The sequence below is a fragment of the Gemmatimonadota bacterium genome, from assembly GCA_041390125.1.
In the GTDB taxonomy this organism is placed as follows: domain Bacteria; phylum Gemmatimonadota; class Gemmatimonadetes; order Longimicrobiales; family Gaopeijiaceae; genus JAGQIF01.
In genome coordinates, this window is record JAWKQN010000010.1 from 202120 (window position 1) to 215636 (window position 13517).

Genomic DNA, 13517 nt, shown 5'->3' on the forward strand with positions numbered 1-13517 from the left:
CGCCGGACCGTCGCGACCGGGATCGGTCCCCCCGCCGCACACCGGGCTGAGCAGCCCACCCCGTACCGTCAGGTCACGTCAGGCGCCAGCACCGCTTCGGGTCCGCTCGGCGTGCCCACCCTCACGGCCTGACCGGGCTCCACCTCCCGCCGCACGTACCCGAGCGCAATCGTCTGACCGAATCCGGGAGAGCGCACCGCGCTCGTGATCTCGCCCACCGCACGCTCGCCGTCGAACGTGTGCAGCGGCGTGCCCGCTTCGGGCACGTCCGCGTCACCCAGCAGCAGCAAGCGCAGGTGCCGGTTCACGTGGCCGCGGTCACGGATGCGTACGATGACTTCCTGGCCGGTGTAGCAGCCCTTGGCATGATCGATGGCGCGCGCGCCCAGACCCGCTTCGATGGGGATGGTGTCGGGGCCCATGTCCACGCCGAATAGAGGCCGGCGTGCTTCGATGCGCAGGGTCTCCCAGACCGCTCCGTCCGCGGCCACCGCGCCGGCGGCGCGCAGGGCCTCTTCGACGGGGGCCATCACGTCGGCTGCTCCGACGAGCTCGAAGCCGTCGCCGCCCAGATCCGGGGGCCGGAACAGCACCAGCCCTCCGTCGGCGAAGCACGCCCTGGTCTCAGGGAGCTCCGTCAGCCGCTCGGATTCCACGCCCACGTGGGCGGCCAGCACGCGCGCCGCGTCCGGGCCTACCACCGCACGCCGCACGACGTCCGTCACCGGGGTGACCCGCGCGAGTCTCGGGGGCAGCACCTTCGCCAGGTGGGCGCGCAGCGGCTCCTCGCCCGTCGCGGGCACATCCATCCAGAACGCTTCGGCTTCACCGGGCAGGCGGATGAGCACCAGGTCGGAGACGATCCGTCCCTTGGGCGTGAGCAGCGTGGAGTACGCGGCCTCCGACCAGGTCGCTCCGGCGCCCGTGTGGGCGGGACCCGGGATACGACCGGTGACCACGCCCTTGAGCATCGCCGCGGGCGACTTGCCATCCACACGCAGCAGGGGCCGCGCGCCCCGATCGAACCACGCCAGCCCCTGTCGGGCCGCGTGATCGGCGGCGGTGGGTGCCGAAGACGTGGAGCTCATCGGTTCAGCGCGCGCCGGGACCGTAGAGACGGCGGCGCAGACGCGTGACGACCTCGCCCACGTGCTCGCCGTCGCGCGCGTCGGGCGCGGCGGTCAGATACGCCTCCAGATGCTCCAGCGCTTCCACGTGTCGACCCAGGCGCGCCAGCACCATGCCCCGGTCGCGCACCTCGCCCCGCAGCGTGGGCCGCAGGAGCAGGATGCGCTCGATGGCCGCGAGCGCGCGCGGCAGGTCGTTCACCTTGAGGTAGATGGCCTTGAGGTTGGTCAGCAGCCGGATCAGCATGTCGCGCCGCGACGCTTCGCGCAGGAAGCGGTCCTGCATGCGCACGACGCCGCCGTACACGCGATCGAGGATCTGCTGCGCCTCTTCCTCGAAGCTCGCCGTCCCGTGGAAGGGATCGATCAGCAGGCGGATCTCCTCGCCCTGCCACCGCACGAGGAAGTGGCCGGGGAAGTTGACGCCCACCAGAGGCAGGTCGAGCCGCCACCCCACCTCGAGCGTGAGGATGCCGAGCGAGAGCGGGATGCCGAGCCCCCGGTCCAGCACGTCGTTCAGGAAGGAGTTGCGGGGATCGTAGTAGGCTTCGCGATTGCCGGTGAAGCCCCGCCGCCGGAACAGGTGGTCGACCAGCTCCTGCATGACGATCAGCTCGGCGGTCTCTCCGTTCAGCCGGTCGCGGATCTCCTCTGCCAGGAGGTCGAGCCGGCCCAGATACCGCTCGATCGGGAGCTGGGAATACTCCTCCACCGCCACGAGCAACGCCGCCCGGGCCAGGTCGATGTCCTGGTCCGGCCGGGCCACCTCGGCGCGCAACCGATGTCGGGGCGTTCCCACGGGAAAGCTCATGGATTCGTCCACCGCAGCTACCATGCCCATCTCGAAGACATCCTCGGGACGTGGGGGCCTGGAGCGGGCGGCGGGCGGGGGCGTCCCACGCCTGGAGCGACCTGCTAGATTGGCCCCCGGAATCCGAGGGGCCTATGCGTACACTCCTTCCACTTCTTGTTTCCGCCACCCTGTTCGCCTGCGCGGACACGGAGCGGGCCGATGCCCCGGGCGCGGGTCCGGCCACCGATCCGTATGTGCAGGCCGCGCTTGAGGGTGTGCGGGAGGCACACGACCCGCACGGCGTATGGGCCTCGCTGCGGTACGCCGCCTTCGACCGCGTCGTGGGAGACGGCGACACCGGGGGGAGCGCCGTCCGGTGGGATCGTCAGGAGGGCCGGGCGCGCGTGGAGCTCACGGTGGACGGAGAGCTGGTCCTGGCGTTGTTCGACCGGGACGGGGACGCGGAAGGCCAGGTGTGGCGGAACGGCACCGCGCTGGCCGGCGACAGCGCCCGGGTGTGGGTGGAACGCGCGCGCGCATTGCACGATGCGGCGATCCAGGATCTCTTCCTGCCGTTCCTGTTGACCGGCGATGCCGCGGTCGTGCGCGCGGCGCCCGAGGCCGCCGCCGACGGGACCCGGGCCCTGGACGCCGTGCTGCCCGGCTCGGCGACCACGCTCCGCGTCCTGGTCGCGGACGGGCGCGGGATCGTGGGAACCGCATCCGTCGCGGAGCCGGCGGAGGTCGCCCGGTGGACGCGCGTCGAGCAGGTGGCGGGCGTACGGCTGGCGACGGAGCGGATGCCTGCGGACGGCCCCGCCGTCCGCTATGAGAACGTCGAGCTCGCAGTGGAGGCGCCTCCCGGTGCGTTCGATCCCCCCGGCGCGCTGCGCCGGCCATGATCGCGCACGGACGCGCCGCGAGGTGCATTCCGCGGCAGAACCAGCCCGCGCGACCCGCGGGATTTGAGGACGCCGTACACAACGAGGAGGACCATGTCCGACGAGCCCCGTGACCAACGGCCGAGGCTCCTGCTGACCCAGTTGTCGCACGGCGCCGGCTGAGCCTGCAAGCTCGGGATGTCCGAGCTGACGCAGGTCTTGCGTCAACTGCTTCCGGTCGAGGATCCCAACGCACTGGTCGACGCGTCGACCCGTGACGACGCGGCCGTGTATCGTCTGAGCGACGATCGCGCCGTGGTGGTCACGGTGGACTTCTTCACGCCCGTCGTCGACGATCCCTACGATTTCGGACGCATCGGCGCGGCCAATGCGCTGTCGGACCTCTACGCCATGGGGGCCCGCCCGCTGTTCGGGCTCAACCTGGTGGGCTTCCCCCGTCAGCACCTGGACAGCGGCGTGCTGGAGGACATCGTGCGCGGCGGCGCCACCGTCGCGGCCGAAGCCGGCATTCCCGTCCTGGGCGGCCACTCCATCGACGATCCCGAGCCCAAGTTCGGGATGGTGGCGGTCGGCGAGGTGCATCCCGACCGCGTGGTCACCAACCGGGGTGCGCGTCCCGGAGACGTGCTCGTGCTCACCAAGCCGTTGGGGAGCGGGGTGATCGCCACGGCCATCAAGGCCGGAGCGGCCCCGCCGTCGGTGGTGGAGGCGGCCGTCCGGTGGATGACCACCCTGAACCGCGGAGCCGCCGACGCCATGCTGGCGGCCGGCGCGCGCGCCGCCACCGACGTGACCGGCTACGGTCTGCTCGGCCATCTGCGCAATCTGCTCACCGCCTCCGGTGTGGCGGCCGAGCTGGTAGGGGCGTCCATCCCGCTGATGGAGGGGGCGTCCGCGCTGGTGTCCGAAGGCCACATCCCGGGTGGATCAAAGCGCAATCGCTCCGATCTCGAGCGCGACGTCGCGTTCGTGGGGGCGGTACCGGAGTCGCTGCGCATGCTGCTCTTCGACGCGCAGACGTCGGGAGGGCTCCTGGTCGCGCTCGCCCCCGAGCACATCGAGGCCTTCCAGGCCGCCGTGCCCGCGGCGGCCGTGATCGGGCGCATCGTGGACGGGGAGCCCGGCACGGCCCGCGTGCTCGCGACGGACGGCGCCGCACGCGCATAGGCGCGCGCGCGGACGGGCCGTGCGCCCGCCGATCGGACGCGCTCGGCGCGCGCGACCCCTTCGCGTCCGACCCCCGAACGCAGGACACCCCGTGCGATCGGAATCGCACGGGGCGCCAGGTACCCCGGAGGAATCGAGGTTACCGTCTCACTCGGTCACGAACCGGTCGTCCAGCGGTCCGAAGTCGAGCGAGATCTCCTGCGGCTCACCAGTTGAGCGGCTTCTGCCACCCGAAGTTCACCGTCCAGTTCTGCTGCAGCTGCGGACCGTCGAGGCTTTCGCTCACCGGGAACACTGCTTCCACCCCGACGCGGTGTCCGGCCAGCGGTCCGTTCTGCAGATTCAGGTTCAGTCCCAGCGGCAGATCGAGACGCGAGCCGCCGACGAGGTCCGGGAAGACGGACGGATCCTGGATGAGCGCGACGGCCGCGTCCAGCGCGGGATCGGAGCCCGAGATCGCGTCCCACTTCTGCCACACCATGCGCGCGGAGAAGCTGAGCTGATCGTTGATCGGGAACGCGAACCAGCTCGTGACCTCGACGCGATTGCCGAGGGTGTAGCCGGAATCGTTCTCGCTCGTCCGGATGACGCCACGGCCCTGGAAGCCCACGGAACCGTACTGGTTCATGGCCTGGAAGGTCAGCGACGGCAGCAGGTCGAACGTGCCGGACCCGAGCTGCATCGAGTACGGAAGCCGACCCGACCCGAAAGCGCTCTGGCCGTCCTCTTCGATGGAGCCGGTGGGCACGGAGACGGCACCGCCGACGTGCGCCTTGTACGGGCCCACCTCGTAGACGTTGAAGAGCGCGCCGACCTCGATGTCCCCGATGCCGCTGGTGGACGTGGAGAAGAGGTCGAGCTGCCGCGTCACCTGGTCCATGTTGCGCTGGACGAAGGGCACGGTGGCCATGAGCGTCAGGTACTGCATGGGTGCGATCTGCACACCCACGCGGTGCACCTGCTCGGTCATGTTGTAGGGGGTCGACTGGAAGATGTCGAGCACCTCGTCGATCCCGAGCTCCGTCTCCTCCAGGCGGATGCCATCCAGCTCCTGGGCCTGGAAGCGATAGGAGATCAGGAACTCCCCGAGCGAAAGCACGCGGTCTCCCTGGACGCCGATCGGCGCATAGGAATCCGCGCGGTCCCAGCGCCAGGTATAGTCCTGGGCCCCGACGGGGCTGGCCACCGCGGCGGCGGCAAGAAAGAAGGTCGTGATCCTCGCGCGCATTGCTCCTCCGATTTCCGGACGGGCCCCTCGCACAGGCGCGTGGACCCCCGATGCGGGGACCCCACATGAGCAAGGTCCGGACCCACGAATCGGGCTGTGACGGGCGCGCAACAGAGCGCCGGGAAGCCCCGCACAGTAGCGGTTTCCGGGCCCCGTGGCATCCATGCAGCGCTCCGCCTCCCGCCCCGCCCGAGGCCCTCGCTGCCGACCGGCGTCAGGGTTTGCCGTGGCGACAAGCCAGACCCGCCGCATCGATCCACCCGGGCTCCCGTTGCGTGGAAGGACCCGTGGAGGCTAGAAGAGGGACGGCACGTGCGCGGGACCCGCGACCGGCCGGACGCCAAGACGAGGTTGCCCGATGGACCGGACCCACCTGAGTGTCCTCGAGCGGGAGATCGCACACCTGAAGAGCCTGGCCGACCGGGCCATGGCCCAGCTCGACGACCGGGAGTTCTTCACGCCCCTCGACTCCCAGTCCAACAGCGTGGCCAACCTGGTCAAGCACGTGGCCGGGAACGCGCGCTCGCGGTGGACGGAGCTCCTGACCTCGGACGGGGAGAAGCCGGACCGGCACCGGGACCGTGAGTTCGAGATCGGGGAGGACGACACACGCGAGGCGCTGCTGGAGGCGTGGGAGGACGGGTGGCGCCGCTTCCGGGACGCGCTGGCCCCCCTGTCCGACGCGGACCTCGCGCGCACCGTGACCATCCGCACCGAGCCGCATACGGTGCTGCATGCCATCGTGCGGCAGATCGGTCATTACGGCCAGCACGTGGGTCAGATCCTGATGATGGCCAAGCACCTCCGCGGCACCACCTGGCAGACGCTCTCCATCCCCAAAGGCGAGTCCCAGGCCTGGATCGGGCGGGCCCGGCCCCACCCGGGCGAGACGGTGTGAACCGCCCCGACGTGCGGATCCGTTCGGCGGTCCTCGCGGACGCACCGGCCCTCGCGGCCCTGAGCGGCCAGCTGGGGTATCCCGCGGATCCGGCGGAGATGCACGCCCGGCTGAGCCGGATCCTCGCGCGCTCCACCGACGCGGTGCTCGTGGCGGAGCTGGCCGGGGGTGCCGTGGCGGGATGGCTCCACGTGGTGGAAGAAGAGCCGCTGGAGACGGGACCGCACGCGCTGATCCTGGGGCTGGTCGTGGACGCGCAGGTGCGGCGGCTGGCCGTGGGGCGCACGCTGGTGAGCGCGGCGGAGTCGTGGACGGGGGCGCGCGGTCTGACCACGCTGCTCGTACGCAGCAACGCCGCGCGGGTGGAGTCCCATCCGTTCTACGAGGGACTGGGATACACGCGCATCAAGACGCAGCACTGCTATCGGAAGGCCGTGTCCGGATCCCCGGAAGCGGAGTGATCCACCCCCCTCCGGCCTCGCCTCCCCCACGGGACGCAGGAGCATCGATGCAACGACGCGCAGGCGCGCGCAGGGTTCCTCGGAACATCATCCTCACCGTGCTCGCCGCGTCGGCGTTCGCGTGCCGCGCCCCCGACCCGTCGGCTCGTTCGGCCGTTCCGGAGTCGACCGCCGAAGCGGAGGTCCTGCGGCTGCTGGAGGAGGACGCCCCCTACCAGCTCGTGCCAGCCGAGCTGTTCGAGCGCCTGGGCTGGGAGTTGCCCGACGACGGGCGGACCGTACACGCGCTCGCGAACGCGGCGCCAGGTGGGGCCTTCGATCCGCGTGCCCTGGAGACGCTACCCGCGAGCACGCTGGGCTACTCCGCACGCTGGCACGAGGTGCGCTTCCGGAAGTACGGGCTCGATTGGGACCTCCCGGCGCTGCACCTCGTGCCGGAGACCCCCGTCCCCGGTCTGCCCACCGTGGTGTTCATCAACGGCGGTTCCGCCAACTGGTACGAGTTCTTCGTCGGGCCCACCAACGCGCCGGCGGTCGCGCAGCATCTCGCGCAACGCGTCCCGGTGCTGCTGCTGACCATCCCCGGCAACTACCGTCATGGCGGCTGGGATGAGCCGGACTTCGCGAAGCGCACCCCCGCCTACGTGCTCGACCGGGATATGTCGCCCGAAGAGGCGCGCGTCCGCAACGCGATCTTCACGTTCGCGCTGATCCGCGATGGCGTGCGCGCCTCCATCGAGGAGGTCGTGCAGGGTCCCGTGGCCATCGTGGGCCACTCCACCGGAGCCGAGGTGCAGTTCCTCCTGCGGGACGCGCTGGCGGACCGCCTGCACGGGCGCTCCCTGGGCTGGGGGACGGGCGGTCCCGCCTCGCTGTCGGCCATGCGGGACATCCGGGGCGAGGTGTCGATCGACGACTACGCGCACGTGAGCGAGTTGCGCGCCCGCGGACCCGAGGAGTACGCACGGCGCTACGTGGGCCCGCTCAACCCGCTGTGGCGCGACGATGCGACCCCTCTGGAGGTGGCCACCCAATGGATCCGCCTGGAGGCCCGACGCCGCCCGCAGTTCAAGCAGCCGCTGCAGGACATGGAGCACCAGGGCGCGGACGCACTGCGCCCCCAGGTGGAGGCACAGATCCGGGAGGTGCTGCGGGGCAACACGCTGGGCGTGGACGCCGACGAGGTCGTCGCCGACCTGTTCACCACCACGGCCGCTCCGGTGGTGGGCTACCGACGGATGATCTGGACCACCGCGCTCGGGGACACCAACCACTGGCATGCGGACCCCGCGCTCGCACGCGAGGTGCGGATCTCAGCGGAGTTCCGTCAGGCCACTCCGGGCGTCCCGATCCGGGTGCTCGTGTTCGACGTCCCTTTGAGCCACTACGGGCACCTGGAGCGGCCGCGCGAGCTGGCCGGCGGGCTCCTGGCCGCGTTGCGCTGGGTCAGCGCGGAGGACCCGGGGAGCGCCGCGCCCGCGGGGTAGGCGCGCGCCGTGCAGACCCCTCAGTTGGCCGGGTAGCCCGTCTTGCGGATGCGCTCGATGGCCGCGGCCGTCACGTCCGCCCGGAACTGCGCCAGCTTCTTGCCGATCTCCAACGCTTCGGCCTCGTCGATGTGGAGGCTGTTGATGTGGTCCAGGCTCACGCGCTGGCGCTGGGGTAGACGCACGTGCTCGGGGCTGTCGTTCATGATGAGCGACGTGATGTAGTAGTCGTCGTGGTAGCCGTCGAGGTCCTTGTTCAGCTCCACCTTGCCCAGCACCTCGTTCTGATAGCGCAGCACGTCCCCGTAGTTGTAGTACTCGCGCACGTGCGCGACGAGCACGTCCTGCCCCTTCCATTCCGCGGCCAGCTCGGTGGCCACGTCCTGCAGCATGCGCTGGTTGCTCCCGCTGTCGCCCAGGAAGAAGATCTCCTTGAATCCCTGCGTCCTGAGGCTGGTGGCCATGTCCTTGAGCACCGCCTTGAGCGTGGCGGGAGACAGCACCAGTCGACCGGGCTGATCGGACTCGGTGGGTTCGCCTTCGTCCAGCATGACGATGGGCGCCACGAGCGTCTTCCCCAGGGTCCGGGCGATCGCGTCCCCGGTCACCTTCAGCACGTGGTTGTGCTTGCCGGTGGTCAGGTAGGGGCCGTTGGACTCCATGGTGCCGTTGAGGATCAGCGCCGTGGTGTAGCCGTACTCGTCGACCAGATCCCGCATCTCCAGGATGGTCAGCTCCGACATCCAGACGTTGTCCGCGAGGGCGATGGGACGGACCATCTCCTCGCTGAAGGGGGCCGGAACGCGCTGGTCGGCGGGACGGATCACCTCCGGCGGGGGCGGCCGCTGCCCGGGGCGCTGGGCGGCGAGGCCCGCCGGGAGAAGGGTGAGCGCCAGGGCGGTAGCGGCCAGCGGGGCACGGAGTCGGATCATGACAGCCTCACGAAGGGCGATGCGGGCCGGCCCGGGAAGGCCGGCCCGAATGCGGTGACAAGGCGGTCACTATACCGCCGGGGATGGCGGCGGCGTCAAGGGAACAAGGGTCAGGCCACCCGCCGCCGCCGGGCCGTCGCCACGCCGATCCCCGCCCAGAACGCGATCCCCAGCAAGGTCAGGACGACCGTGCCCGCGCTCATCCGCGCGCCCAACGTCACGGGGCCGTATTCGTCCAGCAGCCAGGTCCGGGTCCATTCCGCGTGGGACACCCCGAACGCGGCGCGGAACGCCTCGGGCACCGGCAGGGAGCTGGACCAGAAGGCCTCGAAGCGCTCGTCCCCGAACTCGCGGGCGAGGTCGCCGAGGACGGCACTACGGTTGGGGCCGAAGGCCGTCGTCCTGAACCCCACCGGGCCGTACGACGCGACGGGGCCGTCTCCCCGCTCCCACTCCCCCGGCGCGAGGAACATGGCGGCGCACACGTCCATGCGCCCGCCGGCGCACCCCGCCTGCGCGACCTCCCAGCGTCCACGCCACACGCGCCCCGGGAGGGCTTCGGCGTAGAGCATCTCCCCGGCGGATGATCGGAGCTGCCCCAGCGGATCCACCGCCAGCCCAAGCGCCCCTGCGCGCAGCCACCGTGAGACCTGCGGTCCGGGCACTCCGTAGCGTGCATAGAAGGAGCACGCTTGGAGTACCGGGAGGTCCATGGTGGGCTCTTCATCGAGCGAAGCCCAGAATCGCGAACGTCCGCGCACGCGCGGCACGAAGCAATAGGGATGGTCACCCTCATCCAGCAGCATCAGCGGCATCCCACCCATGCCAGCGGTCGCGCCATTGGCCAGCTCCCGTTCGAACCAGAAGGCACCCACGCGCACCCGCGGCTCGGCCACACCGAACGCGTCCAGCTCGGCTCGCACGAGCGCGTAAGGGTCGTCCGATGTCACGCTGTCCGCTCGCGTCACCAGACCCGCGAGCACCATTCCGCCGTCGAGAGCCGCCCGTGCCGCGATGGTGTCCAGCCACAGGGTCTCGGCCAGCGTTTGATACTCCCCTCGCACCGCCCACGTCATTGCGCCGATGGTGCTGCTCGACGACACGCGTTCGATGAACCGCTCCGGCGACGGCGGCAGGAGCAAGGCAGCCACCACGCCCAATCCGAGCACCGACCATACAATCCAGCGCCTCATCCGAACCTCCAACGGGTGCTGCGGCGCGCCACGACGCCGAGACTTCCCAGACTCAGCAGGGTCAAGAGCGCCGCCGGCCCCAGCTCCGCTTGGACCGGGATACGTCGACCGCGGAGCGCGCCCATCCAGGCATCCATCAGGTCTGCGTCGCTCATTCCGGCTGCGGCCGCCAGGCGGTCGCGCAGCGACCCCGACGTCTCCACCAGCCGCGACCAGGAGCCGACGCCGCCCTGCTCGAGCGCGAACCAGACCAGATTGGCGCGGACCCCCGCGTCGAGCGGAGCGGCGCGTTCCCGTGACAGTCCGCCGCGCGCCTCGGCGCACGCTGAGGCCACACCGTTCTGGCAGTCCTCGGCGGCCGACGCATAGCGCTTCACCCATTGCTGGGGGGCGCGTTCACGCTGCGCGGCATCGTACCAGAGGGTGGTCATATCCAGGTCTCCGGTGAGATCCAGCGAGGCCCAGCACGCTTGACGGTCACCACCGAGACATGCGGTCACGGAGATGGACGCGGTCCGGGCCATGGTGCGGTACGCGGCGCGGTAGTCGTGCGCCTCCTGTGGCATCGGCTGCAGGCGCCCCATCCAGTCCCGCAGGTCGGACGGCGACGCATCGCTGAGCATCCTCGCCATCTTGGAGCGGATGTCGTCCCGGCGGGCCGCGTCCGAAGCGACGTCGTGCTGCCAGACCTCGCTCCGGTCACTCGTGACACCGAGGCCCGTCTTCGCGGGCCCGATCTCGTAGGTGAAGATCCGGTCGAAGGGAGGCGTCCCCTCCAGCGCCGCCGCGTACGGCGCGAGGGTCTCGCGGGCGAGGCGTTCCGCGTCGGCACTCTGGTTGGCACGCGCCACGAGCGTGAACGGGCCCACGAACAGGGTATCGAGTTCCGTGACGCCATTGGCCGCCGTTTCGGCTCGTACCGCGTCCCGGGCCTGTGCCTCGGCACTCAGCACCTCCAGGCGCGCTTCCAACCGCTGGATGCGACGCTCGGCGTGCGCTCTTGCCGTGGCCAGCTCGGCCCGCTCCTGCGCACTCAACAGCGGGGGCGGCGAGGTTTGGGCGGTCACCCTCGTACCGCCCAACGCGGCGAGCGCGATCGCACCGGCGAGCGCGTAGAGGGATCGCCTACACATCGATCAAGGCCCAATTGGCGTTCAGCACCGAGAAGGGGCTCGGCCAGTCCGTGAGAACGTCGAAGAGCTGGACGCCGGGCCTGACTCCAGCAGAACCCGGCCCGCCGCTCCCAGCGAACTGGTTCAAGAGCGGCCCCGCGGCCAACAACACCAGAATCCCCACGATCCCGAGCCACACCACCGTGCGCATGGTGGCGGACGCCAGCGCGAAGAGCATGGCGTAGATCACGCCGGCCGCGAACAGGAAGCGCACGGTGAGCGCCACCGGGTATGCGCGCAGCGCGTCGGGGATGTCGGCGGCCTGAACGGCGGTGAAGGCGCCCAGGCCCAGCGCCAGGACGGGCACCAGGAGAACCAGCCCGCCCGCGGCCATCTTGAGCAACGAGTAGCGGGACCGGGAGATGGGCAGCGACAGGGCGTAGACGTGGTTGCCGCGATGATCCCAGGTCCAGGCCAGGATGCCCACGATGCCGCCCACGGCCACGGCCAGACCGGGATAGGCCGGGATCCACAACTGGGTGAGCTCGAGCAGCGCGCCCACGCGGGCGCCGGGATCGGCGATGCCGCCCGACCCCTGGATGCTCAGCAGGGGGACCGCGAAGCAGGCGAGGCTCAACAGCGCCACCACCGGCGCGGAGGCCCGCCACTGCACGTGCAGGATCTGCTTGAACACGACTATTCCTCCTCTGCGGCCCGACGGCCGGATCTGAGCAGCTCCACGAACCCGTCCTCCAAATCCAGGTGCTGCACGTCACGCACGTGCGCGCCGGCGCTCTCCAGCAGCTCGCGCATGGGCTCCCGCCAGCCCCGCACCACCCAGCTCTCCCCCGGGCCGTGCCCGTTCAGGTGGGTGCGCGACAACACCTCGAACGGCGCCGCGGACAGCGCGGCAGGCGGGTCCACCACATGGAGGCGCTTGATCTCGTTCTTGAAGGCGTCCATGGGCATCTCGGCGATCAAGCGACCCCCGTCGATGACGCCCACCCAGTCGCACATGCGTTCGAGCTCGTGCACCAGATGGCTGGAGATGAAGACCGTGGCGCCCGCCTCCGCGACGTAGTCCATCACCGCGCTCATGACGTCCCGACGCACCACGGGATCCAGACCGTCGGTGGGCTCGTCCAGGATCAGCAGATCGGGCCGCTGGTACAGCGCCAGCAGGATCATGAGCTTGCCCGTCTCGCCCTTCGACAGACGGCCCACCTTGCGGCCGCGCTCCAGGCCGAGACGCCCCAGCATCTCGGTGGCCCAGCGCTCGTCCCACGCGGAGAAGAAGGCGGCGTGGTAGGCGAGCGTCTCGCCGATGGTCAGCGCGGGGTACAGGTGGGGTCGCTCCGGCACATAGCCGGTGCGGGCCAGGACACGCTCGATGGACTCGGGGATCGGAGCCCCCAGCAGGCGGATCTCCCCGGCGTCCGGCTTCATCATGCCCATGAGCATGCGGATGGTGGTGCTCTTGCCGGAGCCGTTCGGTCCCAGGAACCCGTAGACGGACCCCTCGGGCACGTTCAGATCCAGACCGCGCAGCTCGAACGACGTGCCGAGCTTCACGGTCAGATCCGTGGTCTGGATGGCGTTGGCCATGCTCCCCCCTATCCGGTGGCCCGTGAGCGGCGCTGCTTGGCTGCGGGCACTCCACTCTCTTCCGCGAAGGCCTCCGCCAGCTCCGCCACGTCGATCCCGAGGCGCGCCGCCTCGGCCATCATGTCCCGCACGAGCGTACGCGCCTGTCGTGCCCGCTCCTCGCCACGCTTGGTGCGGGTCATGGCGCGCACGAAGCTCCCGGCGCCGCGCCGCGTGACCACGAACCCGTCGTTCTCCAGGTCGCGGTACGCCTGTACCACGGTGGCCGGGTTGACCCGCAGCTCGGCCGCCAGGCCCCGCACGGACGGCAGGGCGTCCCCGGGCTGCAGGTCACCCGCCGCCACCGCCGCGCGGATGCGCTCGGCGATCTGCGCGTAGAGCGGCGTGGGGCTCCTGGGGTCGAGCTGGTCGAACACGGCGCTCCTCCATGGGGCTCCGGAGTGGACCGGCCGTGGCGTCTGCAGGGGGGAGAGCAAACGCCGTGCCGCTGTATCGGTGTACCAATACAGCGGTACGGCGGGGCGCGCAAGCTGCGCAGCCGGGCACTCGGTGCCGGGTGGGGAAGGAAGGGACGGGCGCCGGACCCGCGGAGCCCCCGGACACACGAGAAAC

The 13517-nt window shown here is 70.8% G+C and carries 14 protein-coding genes; 5 read left to right on the plus strand and 9 right to left on the minus strand.

All coding sequences use genetic code 11. The features are described 5' to 3' along the window. Window positions 1-68 precede the first annotated feature (68 nt). Window positions 69-1088 (minus strand): glycine cleavage T C-terminal barrel domain-containing protein, encoded by a 1020-nt coding sequence (locus tag R3E98_12665; GenBank protein ID MEZ4424256.1) that lies wholly within the window; start codon window positions 1086-1088, stop codon window positions 69-71. 4 nt (window positions 1089-1092) lie between these two features. Continuing rightward, a complete protein-coding gene (locus tag R3E98_12670) occupies window positions 1093-1968 on the minus strand; it encodes a tetratricopeptide repeat protein (protein ID MEZ4424257.1) in 876 nt (291 codons plus the stop codon). A 104-nt stretch (window positions 1969-2072) separates the two neighbouring features. Between R3E98_12670 and R3E98_12675 the strand changes: the two genes are divergently transcribed. Next, window positions 2073-2822, plus strand: a complete 750-nt coding sequence (locus tag R3E98_12675; GenBank protein ID MEZ4424258.1) for a hypothetical protein — start codon at window positions 2073-2075, stop codon at window positions 2820-2822. 93 nt (window positions 2823-2915) lie between these two features. Next, entirely contained in the window at window positions 2916-3989 is a 1074-nt protein-coding gene (gene selD, locus R3E98_12680; protein ID MEZ4424259.1) for a selenide, water dikinase SelD, read from the plus strand. A 205-nt stretch (window positions 3990-4194) separates the two neighbouring features. Here selD and R3E98_12685 read toward each other — a convergent pair whose 3' ends face one another. Next, window positions 4195-5217: a transporter gene (locus tag R3E98_12685; protein MEZ4424260.1), complete on the minus strand. Its 1023-nt coding sequence runs from the start codon at window positions 5215-5217 to the stop codon at window positions 4195-4197. 358 nt (window positions 5218-5575) lie between these two features. Here R3E98_12685 and R3E98_12690 point away from each other — a divergent pair, with 358 nt between their 5' ends. Genes R3E98_12690 through R3E98_12700 form a run of 3 tightly spaced genes read left to right on the plus strand, consistent with a single transcriptional unit; the run spans window position 5576 to window position 8063 of the window. Next, window positions 5576-6115: a DUF1572 family protein gene (locus tag R3E98_12690; GenBank protein ID MEZ4424261.1), complete on the plus strand. Its 540-nt coding sequence runs from the start codon at window positions 5576-5578 to the stop codon at window positions 6113-6115. Continuing rightward, window positions 6112-6576 carry a GNAT family N-acetyltransferase gene (locus tag R3E98_12695; protein ID MEZ4424262.1) on the plus strand — a complete coding sequence of 155 codons (465 nt, stop codon included), beginning with the start codon at window positions 6112-6114 and terminating at the stop codon, window positions 6574-6576. Before R3E98_12690 ends, R3E98_12695 begins: the two co-directional genes overlap by 4 nt. Window positions 6577-6623: 47 nt before the next feature. Continuing rightward, window positions 6624-8063 (plus strand): hypothetical protein, encoded by a 1440-nt coding sequence (locus R3E98_12700; protein ID MEZ4424263.1) that lies wholly within the window; start codon window positions 6624-6626, stop codon window positions 8061-8063. 20 nt (window positions 8064-8083) lie between these two features. Here the strand turns inward: R3E98_12700 and R3E98_12705 are convergent, their stop codons facing one another. The 6 genes from R3E98_12705 to R3E98_12730 all read right to left on the minus strand — a co-directional run bounded on the left by R3E98_12705 (window position 8084) and on the right by R3E98_12730 (window position 13321). Next, complete coding sequence (locus R3E98_12705) at window positions 8084-8995, minus strand: creatininase family protein (protein MEZ4424264.1); 912 nt, start codon at window positions 8993-8995, stop codon at window positions 8084-8086. A 110-nt stretch (window positions 8996-9105) separates the two neighbouring features. Further along, window positions 9106-10188: a hypothetical protein gene (locus tag R3E98_12710; GenBank protein ID MEZ4424265.1), complete on the minus strand. Its 1083-nt coding sequence runs from the start codon at window positions 10186-10188 to the stop codon at window positions 9106-9108. Next, a complete protein-coding gene (locus tag R3E98_12715) occupies window positions 10185-11321 on the minus strand; it encodes a hypothetical protein (protein ID MEZ4424266.1) in 1137 nt (378 codons plus the stop codon). The genes R3E98_12710 and R3E98_12715 overlap by 4 nt, the downstream gene beginning before the upstream one ends. Next, window positions 11314-11994 carry a hypothetical protein gene (locus tag R3E98_12720; GenBank protein MEZ4424267.1) on the minus strand — a complete coding sequence of 227 codons (681 nt, stop codon included), beginning with the start codon at window positions 11992-11994 and terminating at the stop codon, window positions 11314-11316. Before R3E98_12720 ends, R3E98_12715 begins: the two co-directional genes overlap by 8 nt. A 2-nt stretch (window positions 11995-11996) precedes the next feature. Beyond that, window positions 11997-12905, minus strand: coding sequence for an ABC transporter ATP-binding protein (locus tag R3E98_12725; GenBank protein MEZ4424268.1), 909 nt, complete (start codon window positions 12903-12905; stop codon window positions 11997-11999). A gap of 8 nt (window positions 12906-12913) precedes the next feature. Continuing rightward, entirely contained in the window at window positions 12914-13321 is a 408-nt protein-coding gene (locus R3E98_12730) for a GntR family transcriptional regulator (GenBank protein MEZ4424269.1), read from the minus strand. Window positions 13322-13517: the final 196 nt, after the last annotated feature.